At 52.7% G+C, this 17,060-nt stretch carries 15 protein-coding genes and 2 other annotated features (1 of these 17 running past the window's edge); all 15 genes read left to right on the top strand.

Features of this window, described 5'->3' with window-relative positions:
- Positions 1–91: a binding site (T-box leader), on the top strand; it begins 125 nt to the left of the window's first position.
- A 64-nt stretch (positions 92–155) separates the two neighbouring features.
- The 15 genes from RI501_RS09295 (at position 156) to RI501_RS09225 (ending at position 16,981) form a co-directional block, all read left to right on the top strand.
- Positions 156–2,822, top strand: coding sequence for a valine--tRNA ligase (locus RI501_RS09295; protein ID WP_313823198.1), 2,667 nt, complete (start codon positions 156–158; stop codon positions 2,820–2,822).
- 161 nt (positions 2,823–2,983) lie between these two features.
- Positions 2,984–4,309, top strand: coding sequence for a bifunctional folylpolyglutamate synthase/dihydrofolate synthase (locus RI501_RS09290; protein ID WP_313821970.1), 1,326 nt, complete (start codon positions 2,984–2,986; stop codon positions 4,307–4,309).
- A gap of 219 nt (positions 4,310–4,528) precedes the next feature.
- Positions 4,529–5,533: a rod shape-determining protein gene (locus RI501_RS09285; RefSeq protein ID WP_313821968.1), complete on the top strand. Its 1,005-nt coding sequence runs from the start codon at positions 4,529–4,531 to the stop codon at positions 5,531–5,533.
- Positions 5,534–5,624: 91 nt separating this feature from the next.
- Positions 5,625–6,476 carry a rod shape-determining protein MreC gene (gene mreC / locus RI501_RS09280; protein WP_313821966.1) on the top strand — a complete coding sequence of 284 codons (852 nt, stop codon included), beginning with the start codon at positions 5,625–5,627 and terminating at the stop codon, positions 6,474–6,476.
- Between the two features lie 12 nt (positions 6,477–6,488).
- Positions 6,489–7,010 (top strand): rod shape-determining protein MreD, encoded by a 522-nt coding sequence (mreD, locus tag RI501_RS09275; RefSeq protein WP_313821964.1) that lies wholly within the window; start codon positions 6,489–6,491, stop codon positions 7,008–7,010.
- 19 nt (positions 7,011–7,029) lie between these two features.
- Positions 7,030–7,698 carry a septum site-determining protein MinC gene (locus tag RI501_RS09270; RefSeq protein WP_313821962.1) on the top strand — a complete coding sequence of 223 codons (669 nt, stop codon included), beginning with the start codon at positions 7,030–7,032 and terminating at the stop codon, positions 7,696–7,698.
- Position 7,699: 1 nt separating this feature from the next.
- The gene (gene minD, locus RI501_RS09265; protein ID WP_313821960.1) at positions 7,700–8,506 is read left to right on the top strand and encodes a septum site-determining protein MinD; all 807 of its coding nucleotides are present in this window, start codon (positions 7,700–7,702) and stop codon (positions 8,504–8,506) included.
- 140 nt (positions 8,507–8,646) lie between these two features.
- Positions 8,647–8,875 (top strand) — a binding site (T-box leader).
- A 170-nt stretch (positions 8,876–9,045) separates the two neighbouring features.
- Positions 9,046–9,687, top strand: a complete 642-nt coding sequence (locus tag RI501_RS09260) for an amino acid ABC transporter permease (protein WP_313821958.1) — start codon at positions 9,046–9,048, stop codon at positions 9,685–9,687.
- Between the two features lie 18 nt (positions 9,688–9,705).
- Complete coding sequence (locus tag RI501_RS09255) at positions 9,706–10,344, top strand: amino acid ABC transporter ATP-binding protein (protein ID WP_313821956.1); 639 nt, start codon at positions 9,706–9,708, stop codon at positions 10,342–10,344.
- An 18-nt stretch (positions 10,345–10,362) separates the two neighbouring features.
- Positions 10,363–11,217, top strand: coding sequence for an amino acid ABC transporter substrate-binding protein (locus RI501_RS09250; protein WP_396442537.1), 855 nt, complete (start codon positions 10,363–10,365; stop codon positions 11,215–11,217).
- Positions 11,218–11,338: 121 nt separating this feature from the next.
- Positions 11,339–12,610 carry an EF-P 5-aminopentanol modification-associated protein YfmF gene (yfmF, locus tag RI501_RS09245; protein ID WP_313821952.1) on the top strand — a complete coding sequence of 424 codons (1,272 nt, stop codon included), beginning with the start codon at positions 11,339–11,341 and terminating at the stop codon, positions 12,608–12,610.
- Positions 12,610–13,917 (top strand): EF-P 5-aminopentanol modification-associated protein YfmH, encoded by a 1,308-nt coding sequence (gene yfmH / locus RI501_RS09240; protein WP_396442520.1) that lies wholly within the window; start codon positions 12,610–12,612, stop codon positions 13,915–13,917. Before yfmF ends, yfmH begins: the two co-directional genes overlap by 1 nt.
- A gap of 92 nt (positions 13,918–14,009) precedes the next feature.
- Positions 14,010–14,948: a helix-turn-helix domain-containing protein gene (locus RI501_RS09235; RefSeq protein WP_313821950.1), complete on the top strand. Its 939-nt coding sequence runs from the start codon at positions 14,010–14,012 to the stop codon at positions 14,946–14,948.
- A gap of 76 nt (positions 14,949–15,024) precedes the next feature.
- Positions 15,025–15,612 carry a CDP-diacylglycerol--glycerol-3-phosphate 3-phosphatidyltransferase gene (gene pgsA, locus RI501_RS09230; RefSeq protein ID WP_313821948.1) on the top strand — a complete coding sequence of 196 codons (588 nt, stop codon included), beginning with the start codon at positions 15,025–15,027 and terminating at the stop codon, positions 15,610–15,612.
- 118 nt (positions 15,613–15,730) lie between these two features.
- On the top strand, positions 15,731–16,981 hold the full coding sequence (locus tag RI501_RS09225) for a competence/damage-inducible protein A (RefSeq protein ID WP_313821946.1): 1,251 nt from the start codon (positions 15,731–15,733) through the stop codon (positions 16,979–16,981).
- Positions 16,982–17,060: the final 79 nt, after the last annotated feature.

Below are 17,060 nucleotides of genomic sequence, written 5' to 3'. Positions count from 1 at the left end.
CGGTACCGGAGCACACTCCGTTAACAACGAAGATAAGTGGGGCTTAAACGCCCAATTTAGGTGGTACCGCGAAGGCAGCTTCGTCCTAATGTAAGATTAGGACGAAGCTTTTTTTCGTGCCATTGTGACCGGCAAAGAGAAAGGATATGACCATTATGGCAGACAAGCCAGTAGAAATGCCGACGAAGTATGACCCGACCGCCGTTGAAGCGGGCCGGTATCAGACTTGGTTAGACCAAGATGTTTTTAAACCCAGCGGCGACCCGCAGGCCAAACCGTATTCCATCGTATTACCGCCACCGAACGTGACCGGGAAACTCCACTTGGGCCACGCCTGGGACACCACGTTACAGGATATGTTGATCCGACAAAAGCGGATGCAGGGCTACGACACCCTGTGGTTACCGGGGATGGACCACGCCGGTATCGCCACGCAGGCGAAGGTGGAAGCCAAGCTGCGAGAACAAGGCATCTCGCGTTACGATTTAGGCCGGGAAGAATTCATCAAGAAGGTCTGGGAATGGAAGGACGAATACGCCGACACCATTCACCAACAATGGGCCAAGATGGGCTTGTCGTTAGACTATTCACGCGAACGGTTCACCCTGGACGAAGGGTTCTCCGACGCCGTCAAGAAGGTCTTCGTGGCCCTGTATAAGCAAGGTCTGATCTACCGGGGCGAATACATTATTAACTGGGATCCGCAAGCCCGGACCGCGTTATCCGACATCGAAGTGATTCATAAGGATGACAAGGGGGCCTTCTACCACGTCAAGTACCCGTTTGCCGACAAGGACCAAACCTTTAACGGCAAGCACTACATTGAAATTGCCACGACGCGGCCGGAAACCATGATGGGGGACACGGCCGTGGCCGTTAACCCGAGTGACGACCGGTACAAGGAACTGGTGGGCACCAAGGTCATCTTGCCGTTAGCCAACCGGGAAATCCCGATCATCGCGGACCAGTACGTGGATCCCGAATTTGGGACTGGGATGGTGAAGATCACGCCCGCCCACGACCCGAACGACTTCCAAGTCGGCAACCGGCATAATCTGGAACGGATCAACACCATGAACGAAGACGCCAGCATGAACGAAAAGGCCGGCAAGTACAACGGCATGGACCGGTTCGAGGCCCGCAAGGCCATGGTGGCCGACCTCGATGAACAGGGCTTACTGCTGAAGGTCGACCCGATTGTCCATTCCGTTGGGCATTCCGAACGGACCGGGGTGCAAGTCGAAGCGCGCTTATCCACGCAATGGTTCGTGAAGATGCAGCCACTCGCCGAAAAGGCCATGGCAAACCAAAAGGGTGATAACGCCGTGGACTTCGTGCCAAAGCGGTTCGAACACACCTTCATGCAATGGATGGATAACGCCCACGACTGGGTCATCTCACGGCAACTCTGGTGGGGTCACCAGATTCCGGCCTGGTACCACAAGCAGACCGGCGAGATCTACGTCGGCGAGACCGCCCCGAAGGATCCCGAAAACTGGGACCGCGACCCAGACGTCTTGGACACCTGGTTCTCCAGTGCCCTGTGGCCGTTTGGGACCATGGGTTGGCCGGACGAAAATAGCGCCGATTACCAACGCTACTTCCCGACTAACACCCTGGTCACCGGTTACGACATCATCTTCTTCTGGGTTTCCCGGATGATCTTCCAAAGCCTCGAATTCACCGGCAAACGGCCGTTCAAACACGTGCTGTTACACGGATTGATTCGGGACGAAGAGGGCCGCAAGATGAGTAAGTCCCTGGGTAACGGAATCGATCCCATGGACGTCATCCAAAAGTACGGAGCCGATGCGTTACGGTGGTTCCTGTCGACCGGATCGACGGCCGGCCAAGACGTCCGCTTCAGCTACAAGAAGATGGATGCGGCTTGGAACTTCATTAATAAGATCTGGAACGCTAGTCGTTTCGTGATCATGAACCTAGGAGCGGACACGAAACCGGTCGTTCCCGCTAAGGACCAATGGGACCTGACCGACAAGTGGATCTTGAGTCGTTTGAACGCCACGGTCAAGCACGTGACCGAGATGTTCGACAAGTTCGACTTCGGTGAAGCGGGCCGGGCCTTATACAACTTCATCTGGAACGACTTTTGTGACTGGTACATCGAAATGAGTAAGAGCGTGCTGACCGGTGATGATGCGGCGGCGAAGGCCGTTAAGCAAGACCTGTTAGCCTACGTCTTAGACCAGACGTTGCGGCTCTTACAGCCAATCATGCCGTTCGTCACGGAAGCTATCTGGCAGGCGATGCCGCATGACGGTAAGTCGCTGGTTACGGCCGCCTATCCGGTGGACCACCCCGACTTTGACGACGCCCCGGCGGAAAGTGACATGACCAGTCTGATCGACTTGATCAAGGCGGTTCGGAACATTCGGGCCGAAGCCAACGCACCAATGTCCACGCCGATCGATTTGCAGATCAAGACTAGTGATGCCAAGTTACAGGCCGTCTTTGACAATAACCGCGACTACATCGACCGGTTCGTGCACCCCAAGGCCTTGGAAATCGGGGCTGACTTGGTCGCACCGAAGTTGGCCATGACGGCGGTCATCACGTCGGCCGAAATTTCCGTGCCGTTAGCCGAACTGGTGGACCTCAAGGAAGAAGTGGCACGTCTGGACAAGGAAGTCGCCAAGTACACGGCCGAAGTTCAACGGGCCACGAAGAAACTTGGTAACGACCGGTTCGTGGCTAACGCGCCCGAAGACGTGGTCAATGCTGAACGCGAAAAGCAAGCGGACAACCAAAAGAAGTTGGCCGCTACGCAGGACCGGCTAGCCGAAATCAAAGCGCAACTTTAAATGAATGGTTGACTGGGGCGGAAGCGGCCCCTAGTTAGCTCATTAACCATAGAAAGTCCCCGTTTCTGGTGCCAACCAGCGACGGGGACTTTTTGGCGTTAACGGTTTAGCCTAAAATCTGCTACACTGAAACACAGAGAATTTAGCGGGAGGTAGTAGTTTTGATTACAACGTATGCCGAAGCATTGCGCTTCATTCACGGCCGCGATCAGTTTAAAAAGGCCCCGACGTTACGGCGGATGCGGCACTTCATGGAACTGTTAGGGAATCCCCAGGAACACCTAAAGATGATTCACGTGGCGGGGACCAACGGAAAGGGGTCCACCGTGGCCTTCTTACGCGACCTCTTAATGGCCGCGGGAAACACTGTGGGGACCTTTACCTCACCGTTTATCACCCGGTTCAACGAACGGATCAGTTGCGACGGGCAGCCCATTAGCGATGCGGAGCTGATTGACCTGGTCAATCGGGTCCAACCCATCGTGCAACAGCTAGACGCCGAGCTGGCCGAGAAGGGTCCCACCGAATTTGAAATCGACACGGCCCTGATGTTTTGCTACTTCGCCACCCACCCGGTCGACGTGGTGGTGGTCGAAGTCGGGCTGGGCGGTCTGTACGATTCGACCAACATCATTACGCCGCTGGTCTCGGTGATCACCACCATCGGCATGGACCACATGAAGATCTTGGGCGACACGATTCCGAAGATTGCGGCCCAAAAGGCGGGCATCATTAAGCCCAACGTGCCCGTTGTGTGTGGGCGCCTGTCTCCGGATGCTTTGGCCGTGATGGACCGGACCGCGGCGGAAAAGCACACTCAAGTGGTTGCTTTGGGCCGAGACTTTCAGGTGACCAATCAGCCCGCGGCCCAGTGGGGGGAGCGCTTTGCCTACCAGTATGGGACGCTGAAATTGGCCCATTTACAGATTGACTTGTTGGGCGCCTACCAGATCGACAACGCCGCGACGGCCCTGAGTGCGTTTGTGACCTATCAGCGTTCACAAGGACTCAACACGACCACGGCCGTGATCCGGCAGGGCTTGGCCCATACGGCGTGGCCGGGACGGTTTGAACGGTTAAATAACCAACCGCTAATTGCCATTGACGGGGCGCATAACGAGCCGGCCATGGTGGAGTTGGCGCAATTGCTGCGGCAACACTTCGCGACCAACGACGTTTATATCGTGCTGGCCGTCCTGGCGGATAAGCAATATGCGCAAATGGTGCAGACCTTACTAACCGTGCCCAACGTGCATTTGATCGTGACGCAGTTCAGCGGGCCGGGCAAGCGGAGTGCGGCGACCCCTACCGAGTTGGAGGCCGCGGCGGCGCAGTCCCAGCGGATGACCATGGCCCCCAACTGGCCCGCGGCGTTAAAACAGGCGCTGGGGACCATGTCGGCCGAGGATTTGCTGCTGCTGACGGGGTCACTATACTTTATCTCGGAGGTTCGGCATTACTTTAAGGACACCCCCGCGGAAAATTAACCATTTAAAGGGTCTATAAACCGCGAGCTGCCGGGAGAATGAGTTGAAGTCTTAAAATCTAATTAAAATCACTCTTTGCTATTTCTTTCTGCTGTAAAGTTCGGTATTCTTATCGGTGACGACGTGTTTTCACGTAGATAGGTATGTTATAATACGTCTATCAATGAATAAGACAAAAATCCATTAATAATTTTGTTGACAATGAAGGGATGAAACACAGTGTTCGGATTAGGAACGAAAAATATTGGAATCGATTTGGGTACCGCCAATACGATTGTCTACGTTGACGGTAAGGGAATCGTTCTGCGCGAACCTTCCGTTGTCGCCAAGAACACAAAGTCTGGGGAAATTGTGTCCGTTGGTGAAGACGCACGGGCAATGATTGGGCGGACGCCTGCTAGCATCGTGGCCATTCGGCCCATGAAGGATGGGGTCATCGCGGATTACGATACCACGGTTGCCATGATGAAATACTTCATCGAAAAGACGGTTGGCCGTTCTGGTGGTAAGCCTTACGTGATGGTTTGTGTCCCTAGCGGTGTCACGGAAGTTGAAAAACGGGCCGTGATTGATGCAACGCGGGTCGCCGGTGCACGTGACGCTTACGTGATTGAAGAACCATTTGCTGCGGCGATTGGTGCCGGGTTACCCGTCATGGATCCTACCGGGAGCATGGTCGTTGATATGGGTGGTGGGACCACCGACGTTGCCACCATTTCTCTCGGAGGGATCGTTTCTAGTCGCTCTATTCGAGTGGCTGGTGACAAGTTGGATGACGCCATCGCGACGTACGTGCGGACGAACTTCAATCTTTTGATTGGTGAGCGGACGGCGGAAAAACTGAAGATGGACATCGGGTCTGCTTCCGTTGAGGACGCAGCTAAGATCGAAGGCGCCACGATTCGGGGTCGCGATTTAGTTACTGGCTTACCTAAGGCCGTGGAAGTCTCCGCGGTTGACGTGGCCAAGGCGATCCAAGAACCCGTTCAAAGTGTCATTACGGCCATTAAGGAAACGTTGGAAGAAACGTCGCCTGAAATTGCCGCCGACGTGATCGATCACGGGATTGTGTTGACGGGTGGCGGTGCGCTCCTTAAAAACTTATCCGAAGTGATTGCTGACGCTACCAAGGTTCCCGTTTCCATCGCAAATGATCCGCTGGATTGCGTGGCGGCCGGTACCGGTGAGTCCTTAAAGAGTATCGATGTCATGAAGAAAAAATAGGGACTAGCGGGAAGGCAGCTTCCCGCTTCTTTATTGTTACCGGTTAGTCCGTCACCGTTGGGTAACCGGATAAACAAGATGGAGGTCAAACATGCAGAAATTTTCTTTCAATCGGCGACTGGTGATCATCATTGTTTGCTTGATTGTTAGCTTTGCTTTGATGACGGTGTCCGTCGCGGTTCGGAATAAGCGCTCGACACCACCGCTGATTCAGCAGTTCGGTAACGACATTGTTGGCCTGGCCGATCGGGTAGTGGCTTTGCCCGCGAACGGCTTAAGTGGCTCCGTAAGTTCGATTTCAGAGCTTCTCAACACCTATCAAGAAAACCAGCAATTAAAAAAGCAGGTCAGTGAGCTGGCCCAGACTAAGGTTCGTGATCAAACCTTAGCCAAAGAAAATAAGCAACTCAAGCAACAGATTAAGTTGAATGATTCACTGACCGATTATTCCGCCATTTCGGCGGCTGTGATTACCCGAACGCCATCGTCTTGGCAAAATCAGGTTGTGATTAATAAAGGGTCATCGGCTGGCGTGGTTAAGAACATGCCCGTTATGTCGGGATCGGGATTGGTTGGTCGGATTGCTGAGGTTAACAAAACCAACGCTAAGGTAGAACTGATTACGGATAATAATGACTCGGCGAACCGGTTTGCCGTTCAAATTACCACCAAGTCTGGCAAAACGGTTAACGGCGTGCTCAGTGGTTTTAACGCCAATACGGGTCAGATTACGATGAATAACATTACGACTAAGGCGAAGATCAGTAAGGGCGACAAGGTTGTGACTAGTGGTCTCGGTGGGGTGACGCCGAAGGGCTTATACGTTGGTCAAGTGGCAAAGGCTAGCGGTGATGACTACGGGCTATCAACGAAGCTATACATCACGCCCGCAACCGATCTGAGCGATTTAAACATCGTGACGGTTGCTGTGACGAAACAATAGGGGGGACGACGCGTGTACCGATTATCTAAATTACGGTTCGGATTCCCCATCGGTTTATTTTTGATGTTATTTATTGATGGGTCAATCAGTCGGGTTTTTAGCACTCAGCTGTTTCGTCCTTCAGCCATTATGGTAAGTCACCTAGTGGTTTTGTGGTTGATTTGTGCCGTTTTATTTGAAGACGGTTACGATGTGCCAATTGCCCGGTGGGCGGCGGTGGCCGGGGCCATCTTCGATTTGTACTACACCGGAATTTTCGGGGTGTACGTCTTTATCTTCCCGTTGGTGATCTACCTGACGCGGTTGGTAGTGGGGTACATTAGTCCCAATTTTTTGAGTGGCCTGCTGATTTACTTCATCGACATCACCGTGGTTGAAGCACTCAGCTACTTAGCGAGTCGAATGGTTCATTTAACCAGTATGGCGGGAAGTACCTTTTTGGTCACGACCTTAGGGCCTACGCTGGCTTTAAATTTGGCACTGTTTGTCGTGTTATATTTCCCCATTCGTTGGGTGTATAATTGGTTAAAATAGGTTGAAGGGAACGAACGCTATGCAAGCTGCCGTACTACGTGGAACGCAAGACGGTTATGACTTGGTCATCAAGCAATCTGCGAGTCTGGACCAAGTCATGATTAATTTGAAAACATTATTGGAGAATTTAAAGGCGGATTCGCAGACGGAAGGCGGACAAGTTTCGTTAGACGTTCTGACGGAAGATCGCATCTTAACGGCCGCTGAGAAGCAACGGATCGAGCAATTAGTCGGTCAATATCCCCGTTTTGAAATCCACAAGATTACGGCGAACGTCATGACGATTGCGGATGCCCAACAACTGAAGGAACGAGAAAATGTTCACTTACTGAGTAAAGTGATTCGTAACGGACAGGACGTTCAGATGCAAGGTGACGTCCTGTTTTTGGGCACCATTCATGAGGGCGGCAAGCTCTGTACCACGGGCAACATCTTTTCGATGGGCAGCGTGGCCGGTATCTTACAGGCGGGGTATCCCGATGACGAGTCAAAATTAGTCATGGGGAATTTGCAGACCGCGCAACAGGTGCGAATTGCGGAACAATTTGATATTGTAGAAAACGGCGAGTTAAGCGCTTCACAACAGACGATTGCGTATGTCAACGATCTCCATGTGTTGTCTTACGGTGATCTGACACAGTTGAAGAAGATTAACCCGAAGCTCTATAACCGGATCGGAGGAATTTAGAATGGGAAAAGCAATTGTGATCACCTCTGGTAAGGGGGGCGTTGGTAAGACCACAACCAGTGCCAACATTGGGACCGCGTTAGCCCTGATGGGTAAGCGCGTTTGCTTGATGGACCTGGATATTGGGTTACGGAACCTCGACGTCGTCTTGGGGTTGGATAACCGAATCATCTATGACATCGTTGACGTGGCGGAGGGCCGGGCTAAGTTGCCACAAGCCTTGGTGAAGGATAAGCGGTTTGACGACAAGCTCTACCTGTTGCCGGCCGCCCAAAATACCGATAAAACGGCGTTAAAGCCGGAACAAGTTAAGGCCATCGTGGACGAACTTAAACCGAAGTATGACTACGTCCTGATCGATTGCCCCGCCGGAATTGAGCAGGGGTTCATGAATGCCGTGGCCGGAGCGGATGCCGCCATCGTGGTTACCACGCCGGAAATCTCAGCGGTGCGTGACGCCGATCGAGTTGTCGGGTTGTTGGAACAACATCCGTTGGTGGAAGCACCACGGTTGTTGATCAACCGGATTCGCCGCAATATGATGCAGGATGGCACCATGATGGACATCGACGAGATCACGCACCACCTGGGGATCGAGTTATTGGGCATTATCTTTGACGATGACGCGGTGATTACCACCTCAAACAAGGGGGAACCCATTGTCATGGATACGGATAACCCTGCGTCGCAAGGCTACCGGAACGTTGCCCGGCGCTTAGAAGGGGAAACCGTGCCGTTGATGAAGTTAGAGGACCAAGAGGAACCCGGATACTGGCATCGCGTCAGCAACTGGTTCCACCGTGGATAAAAATTAAACGGAAGGCCGGGACCGTACGGGTGCCGGCCTTTTTGCGTGGTTGGTGACGGTTAGTCTGGGTGCGGTTCGCCGGTGATTTTTAAAATGGGGCTTGACGCTGTTCGCAAAAAATCGTAGTATATTGGCAATGAAACAAAACGTTGAGCGGAAGAGTAGCAGACCAGTTAGACGACAGAAAGCCCGGATGATGGAAGCGGGTGTCGCTGGTGATGTGAAACACATCTGTGAGTTGGTCGTCTGAAGATTGAGTAGGATGATTCGGGTTAGCCCGTTATCGCTGGAGTTGCTTGCAACTCACTGAGGTTGGTTTAGTGATAGATCAACGAACAGAGGTGGAACCACGATGTGATCGTCCTCTTAGGCCTACGGGTCTAGGAGGGCGATTTTTTAATTCGGGGGTCCGTCAGTGCGAGCAACTCCCTGAGTCGGCGTGGTGTGAGCCCGTCGAAAATTGAGGTGGCACCGCGGTCAAACGTCCTCTTGGATTAAGTTCCAAGTGGGCGTTTTTTAGTAGAGAAGGAGGAATAGGCATGCACTACGTTAGCGAAATTTTACCCTCACTGATTTCCGGTACCGGAATGACGTTATCGATATTCTTTTGGACCATTATCATTTCCATTCCCTTGGGGATCTTGGTGGGACTTGGGATGATTACCAAGTTTAAGCCCTTAACTTGGGTGATTAACATTTACGTCTGGTTGATGCGGGGAACCCCATTGTTACTGCAATTAATTTTTGTTTTTTATGGATTACCGATTATTGGGGTGGTCTTTCCCCGTTACGAGGCGGCGTTGTTCGCCTTTATCCTGAACTACACGGCCTATTTCGCCGAAATCTTCCGGGGCGGCCTTCAAGCCATTCCCGTGGGTCAATACGAAAGTGCGCGGGTGCTGCGGTTAACCAACTGGCAGACGTTACGTAAAATTGTGATCCCGCAAGTGGTCAAGATCGTGTTACCGTCGATCGGTAACGAAGTCATTAACCTGGTTAAGGATTCTTCATTGGTGTACGTCATCGGTCTCGGCGACCTGCTACGAGCGGGCAACGTGGCCATGGCACGGGACGTCACGCTGCTACCGATGGTCTTAGTGGCCATTATCTACTTGCTGTTAACGGCGGTTTGCACGTTGGTTCTGCGGCGGTTGGAAAAACACTACAGCTATTGGCGTTAGAGAAAGGATGGTCAGCATATGCTGGAATTAAAAAATATTTCTAAAAAATTTGATGGCAAGGTCATCCTGGACAACGTGAATTTAACCGTGAAGGATGGTCAGATCCTAACCATCGTGGGGCCGTCCGGGGCCGGGAAAACCACGCTACTTCGGTGTATCAGTGGCCTGGCCACGGTTGACGATGGGCAATTTTTGCTCGATGGTCAGGCTTTTGATCCCGCCACTAACCGGGACAACGATGCCGTGATTGGGGTGGTTTTTCAGGACTTTCAATTGTTCCCAAATTTAACGGTCTTACAAAACGTGACCTTGGCGCCGACCATGGTGTTGAAGAAGGACGCCCAGACCGTGACCACCGAGGCCCGTAACCTGTTAAAGCGGTTGAACTTGGATGGTAAGGCGGACCTCTATCCCTACGAATTATCCGGGGGTCAGAAGCAGCGGGTGGCCATCGTGCGGGCACTGGCCATGCACCCTAAACTGCTGTGCTACGACGAACCCACGTCGGCATTGGATCCGGACTTACGGCACGAAGTGGAACAGATTATTTTAAACTTGAAGCAGGAAGGCATGACCCAGATCGTGGTGACTCACGATATTCCGTTTGCGGAAAACATCGCCGATCAGATGCTGCGGGTGGAACCCAAGCAAAACTAAGGAGGACGCCATATGAAGATGAAACGATTAATTCGCTTGGTCTTAAGTCTCGGCCTCCTGATCGGGTTGAGCTTGAGCCTAGCGGGGTGTAGCAACGTGACCCAGCGCGCCAACACCCAAGATACCTGGTCGAAGCTGCAAAAGCGCGGTCACGTGGTGGTCGGTCTTGACGACACCTTCGTGCCCATGGGCTTTCGGCAAAAAAGCGGTAAGCTAGTGGGGTACGATATCGACCTCGCCCGAGCCGTGTTTAAGCTGTACCACATCAAGGTCGATTTTCAGTCCATCGATTGGTCGATGAACGCGACCGAGTTGCACAACGGGACGATTGATTTGATCTGGAACGGCTTTTCTATCACGCCGGAACGGGCCAAAAAGGTGGCCTTCTCCGATGTTTATCTGAATAACGACCAGGTCTTGGTCACCTTGAAGAAGGATCACATCACCTCGTTTGCCGGGATGACGGGTAAGGTCTTAGGAGCCCAGAGTGGCTCGTCCGGATATAATGATATCGATACCTACCCGCAGGTCTTGAAAAACCGGATTAAGAACCACAGTGCGATTCAGTACGATTCCTTTACCAACGCCTTTATCGACCTGAACTCGGGCCGGATCCAGGGGTTACTGATCGACAGCACCTACGCGAACTACTACGTTAAGCACCAAGCTCATCCCGAAGACTACCGGGTCATTCAGGGGAGTTTTCCCAAGGAACAGTTTGCGGTGGGGTTACGAAAGGGTGACGTGACCATGCGCCGAAAGATTAACCAAGGTCTGCAGCGCTTAGCTGAGAACGGCACGCTCGAACAAATCAACGAAAAATGGTTTGGGAGTCACGTTGATACGCCACTCTTGAAAAATACCGAAAAGTAATTTAAAACCGGGTGAGACCGTGCGTCTCCCCGGTTTTGTATTGGGGAGATTGCTTGTATTTACGGGAGGCTTCCCTTATCATTAAACACCGTTAGGCTTTTTGCGAAGGAGGCAATTGCGCGTGCATTTACGCATTAAAGACGGGGTAACCTTGGACTTGTTACCCACTAAACAATTTAAAACCGTTGGGATTAAGGTGGATTTTGTGACCCCCTTACGCGCCACGGCGATTACGGCGCGAGCCTTACTGGCCCAAGTCTTAGAAACTAGTACGGCCGCGTATCCCACCCAGACGGCCTTGGCACGACAACTGTCTGCCATGTACGGGGCTAACTTTGGCATTACCGTCTTGAAGGCTGGGACGCAGCACATTGTACGGCTGACCTGTTCGGTGGTTGACGAACAGTACCTGACCAGCTATGCGGATCAACAACCGTTGTTTGAACGGGGGATGGCGCTACTTAAGGCCGTCTTATTTGCACCGTTGTTACCGCAGGGGCATTTCGACCCAACGACTTTCACCCAGCAACGGCAGAACTTACTGACGGCCATCAAGTCGTTAGACGACGATAAACAATATCTGGCCAACCGCCGACTTCAAGAACTGCTCTTTGCCGGGCAACCCACCCAGGCCATGAGTGCCTTGGGTGATGTGACCACGTTAGGAGAACTGACGGCGGATGATATCTTGGCGACGTACCACGAAATGTTGGCACACGACGCCGTCCATATTGCCGTCATTGGCGATGTCACGGTTGAACGGGCCCAAGCGGCGCTCGCCACTTGGCCGTTAGTTGACCGAACGGTACCGGACACCTTACCGTATTACCATTGGACGGCTAAGACGACCGTTCAAACGGGGGACGACGTGGCCCCGGTTACCCAAGCGAAGTTGAACCTGGCTTACCGGGTACCGGTCTACCGCAATGACAAGGATTTCATGGCCACGGTGGTCTTTAACGCGGTCTTTGGCGGAACACCGTTATCGTTACTCTTTACGAACGTGCGGGAAAAGGCTAGCTTGGCCTATTATGCCAGCAGCAGTTATAGCTCGTACACGGGAACCATCAGTGTCCAAACGGGCATCCAAGCGCAGAATCAAACTCGGGTCTTAGCCATTATTGCCGATCAATTAGCGACTTTACAGCGCGGTGAAGTTCAACCGGAATTGTTGGCCGAAATCAAGGCTAGCTTGTTGAATGCGCGGCTGACGGTCTTGGATAGCCCGCAACGCTTATTGGCCGGTCGGTTGAATGCGCAATTAACCCACGTCACCACGTCACTTACAGACTGGCAGGCCGCACTGAACGCCGTCACGGTGGCCGACATTCAACGAGTGGCCCAACAGGTCACCTTGCAGGCCACGTATTGTTTACACGGAGGTGAGCACTAATGTTGACGCAGCAAGCTTACGATCGCCTTGGCGAAACGGTCTATCGGACCACTTTGGCTAACGGGTTACAGGTTGTGTTAGTCCCTAAGGCGGGATTTCATAAGACGTTTGCCATTATGACCACCGATTACGGCTCCATTGATAACCACTTCGTTCCCCGGGGACAAACGCAGCCCGTGCGGTTCCCGGATGGCATTGCGCACTTTCTGGAGCACAAGCTCTTCGAAAAAGAGGACCACGATGCTTTCGATTTATTCGGTAAGTATGGGGCTAGTTCTAACGCCTTTACCAGTTTTACGCAGACCAGTTACCTCTTTGCCACGACCAGCCAGTTACACGCCAACCTAGATATCCTGCTGGATTTCGTGCAGGAACCGTATTTTACGCCGGCAACGGTCACTAAAGAAAAGGGAATCATCGGTCAAGAAATTCAGATGTATGACGACGATCCCGGTTGGCAGAGTTACTTCGGGATGATCGGAAATCTGTACCCCAAAGAACCACTGAGTATTGACATTGCCGGCACTGTTGCGTCCATCGATCAGATTACCGCCGCCGACCTTTATGCGGCTTATCGGACCTTCTACCATCCTAGTAATATGAGTCTCGTGTTGGTGGGAAAGCTCGATCCAACCGAGACGTTGGATTGGATTAGTGCTAATCAGGCCAAGAAAACCTTTACGCCGGCTAGCCCCTTACAGCGGATTGCCAGTCCGGTCACGGCACCGGACCAGGTGATTGCGCACACCACACGGTACTTAGCCGTAACGCGTCCCAAGGTTAGCTTGGGAATCCGGGGGTACGATGCAGTTCCCGCGGGCCGTGCGGGATTACGGTATGATGTGTCCCTTTCGTTGGTTTTTGACCTATTATTCAATGACACCAGCGATAACTATTTGCGCTTGTATAACGCGAATGTGATCGACGATAGTTTTGGGTATGATTTCTTAGTCCAGCGGGGGGCTCACTTTGGTCAGCTAGCTAGTGATACGGACAATCCGGAGCTCTTTATTGGGGAAATGCAGGCCATCTTAGCGGATGTACCGGCGCAGTTGCGAACGGCCCAACCTCAGTTTGAATTGGTCAAGCGTGAAGCCATTGGGCGGTTGATTGGGGCCGTAAATTCGGTCGAAGCCATTGCCAACCAATACTCGGGTCCGCTATTTGCGGGATCCACATTATTTGATGAACTAACTATTTTGGAGGCTCTCCAGTTTGACGACCTCTTACCACTGGCCCAGAGCTTCTTTGGGGCGGGCCGCCAGACCGTGGCAACCATCCTGCCGGAAGGTTTAAGAAACCGTTAAATCCAGAATTCTGGGCGCTGACGCTGAAAATGACGCGGTGCCTATGCTATACTGCAATAGAGAAAACTGAAATCAGATGGAGAGTTTACAACATGAGTGAGAACAGTAAAATTACACTGGGAAAGACGTTAAAGGACGCGCGGATTGCGAAGGGCTACACGCTGGATGACCTCCAACAGGCCACGAAGATTCAAAAGCGCTACCTGATTGCGATTGAAGACCAGCAATTTGATGAATTACCGGGGGATTTTTACGTCCGGGCGTTCATCAAGCAATACGCCGATATGGTCGATTTGGATGGGGCCGAACTGTTAAAGCAGTTTGATAGTGCGCTTCCCAGCACGCAGACGCAAGAATACGTCGATAAGGTCAACGAAAATAATCCGGAGACCCGGTCACAACAACGGAAAGTGGACGATCGGTCGTTACGCTTACGGCGCTTGATTCCGATTACCGGGATCGTGGTCGTGGTACTGGCGGTTTTGATTGGGATTTGGGTGGCGGCTGCCAAGAGCGGACACTCAACGGCCAAGCAGAACGTGGATAGCAGTTCGGTGAGCGTTTCGGGCAGCAGCTCGTCAAGTTCGTCGAGTAGCTCGTCGTCGGCGAAGAAGAAATCGTCGTCTAAGAAGAAAACGACGGCCACGTTTAAGCAGTTAAGTGCAACCACGTCCGGCTCGACTTGGGAAATGAAGAACGCCCCCAGCAAACGGACGGTCAAATTAGCCGCCACTGGTAGCAGTTGGATGTCTGTGACGGTGGGAGGCTCAACGACTTGGCAAGGGACTTTGTCGGCTAACACGTCGCACACCTTGACGATTCCGAGTTCCGCGACGAGTGTGACCTTTAGATTTGGGAACGCGCCCGTGACGACGGTGACCGTGAACGGCAAGAAGTTTGACTTTGGTTCGGCAACGGCAACGAGTACGACCACTAGCAGTAGTTCTAGCACTACGACGGGAACCACCACGACTAGTAGTTCCAGTACGAATACCACGCAGGTTCAAGAAGTCACGTTGGAATTTAAGTAACCATTAAAAAGCGGGTCGGTCCGTCACGATCGGCGCGCTTTTTTTGTGAGTGAGTTGTTTGAAGGAGGAAGAAGTTTTGAACGTACCCAATCGTTTAACCATCATGCGAATCATCCTGATTCCCATCTTTTTATTGGTGTTAGTGTTGCCCCTGAATTGGGGGACGGTCACCTGGTTAGGGACCCCAATTCCCGTCACTCAGGTCTGGGGGGCGTTAATCTTTGCGATTGCGTCAATTACCGACTTTTTGGACGGTCAGATTGCCCGGCGACAACACCTGGTCACCAACTTTGGTAAGTTTGCCGATCCGTTGGCCGATAAGATGATTGTGATGACGGCATTTATTTTGCTGGTCGCGATGAATGCCGTGCCGGCTTGGGGCGTGGCCATCATCGTCTGTCGGGAGCTCGCCGTTACGGGCCTGCGCCTGATTGTGGTGGAAACTGGGGGCCGGGTTCTGGCTGCCGCCTGGCCGGGGAAAATTAAGACCACGACCCAGATGATCGGGATTATTTTGTTATTGTTGAATAACGTCGGTTTTGGGACCATCCACGTCCCGATGGCGTTAATCTTCTTCTATATCTGCCTATTCTTTACGATTTATTCGGGTATCGATTACTTTGTCCAAAATCGGCAAGTCTTTGCGGATTCGTCGGCAGAATAACCGGTATTAATGGGGCCTTCTCAGGTTGTGAGTGACTTGAGAAGGCTTTTTTAACGGTCGGTGAAAAAATAATGGTATGCTTGACGGAGTTACTTAAGATTGCTGAGGAGGGGTGACCATGCAAGCGGAAATTATTGCAGTGGGAACGGAAATTTTATTGGGGCAGGTCGTCGATACGAACTCGGCCTTTATCGCCCAAGAGTTGGCGAGTGCGGGGATTGAAGTGTATTACCATTCGCTCGTGGGCGATAATGCTGATCGCTTGACCACCGTCGTGGAACAGGCCCGTTCTCGTAGTGATTTGGTGGTCATCAGTGGCGGCCTGGGGCCTACTAAAGACGATCTGACCAAGCAGACGGTTGCTCAGCTCTTAGGGGTCAAGCTGGTCGAAGATGCGGCGGCCATGACCAAGATTCAGGCCCATTTTGCCACGACGGGCCGGCCACTAACGCCCAATAACCGGCTCCAGGCGTTGTATTTGGCCGGGAGCCAACCGTTGAAGAACCTGACGGGGATGGCGGTCGGGGCCTTCTATCAGGACCCCCACGGCGCGGATATGATGTTATTACCCGGGCCGCCGAGTGAACTAGAACCAATGTTTATTCACGAAGCGTTACCGGCCTTAAAGCACGCCTACGAACGGCACGAATACCTCACGTCGCGTGTGCTGCGGTTCTTTGGCATCGGGGAGAGTCAACTGGTGACCCAGTTAAGCGACCTGATCGATGGGCAGACCAACCCGACGATTGCCCCGTACGCTAAACGCAATGAGGTGACCTTGCGGTTAACGGCTCAGACCACGGCGGCGGACTCGGCAGAAGCGTTATTAGATCGACTGACGGCGACCATTAAAGAACGCGTCGGCGACTACCTCTACGGCTACGGCGACGACAATAGCTTGGCTAACGTGGTGGTCCATCAATTGATTGCGCAGCACCTGACGATTACGGGGGCCGAGAGCTTAACGGCCGGTGAATTTCAGAGCACGATTGGGAGTGTGCCGGGCGTTTCAGCCGTCTTTCCCGGCGGCTTCGTGACTTACGCGAATCGCGCTAAACACCAATTACTCGGGATTCCGCAACACATCATCGACACCCAGGGCGTGGTCAGTGAGGCCACGGCCAAGGAAATGGCCGAACGCGCCCGGCAATTGCTGGATACCGATCTGGCGTTGAGCTTCACGGGAGCGGCCGGGCCGGATAGTTTGGAAGGCCACCCCGCTGGGACCGTTTGGTTAGGCTTAGCCCAACGGGGACAAGCCCCCCAGGCGAAGCTAATGCACTTTGCGGGCACCCGCAGCGACGTGCGCATGCGGTCCGTTTTGAGTGGCTTGGATTGGTTACGGCGAACGCTCCCAACCGAAAAATAAGGGGAACTTTTGTTCTCTTTTCACTTGCATTCTGGGAACAAAATCGGTATAGTATTACTTGAATATTTAAGAGCAACTA

Source organism: Levilactobacillus zymae (assembly GCF_032190635.1).
In the GTDB taxonomy this organism is placed as follows: Bacteria; Bacillota; Bacilli; order Lactobacillales; family Lactobacillaceae; genus Levilactobacillus; species Levilactobacillus zymae_A.
The sequence above is the reverse complement of the archived record's forward strand: the minus strand, read 5'-3'. Positions and strand labels throughout refer to the sequence as shown.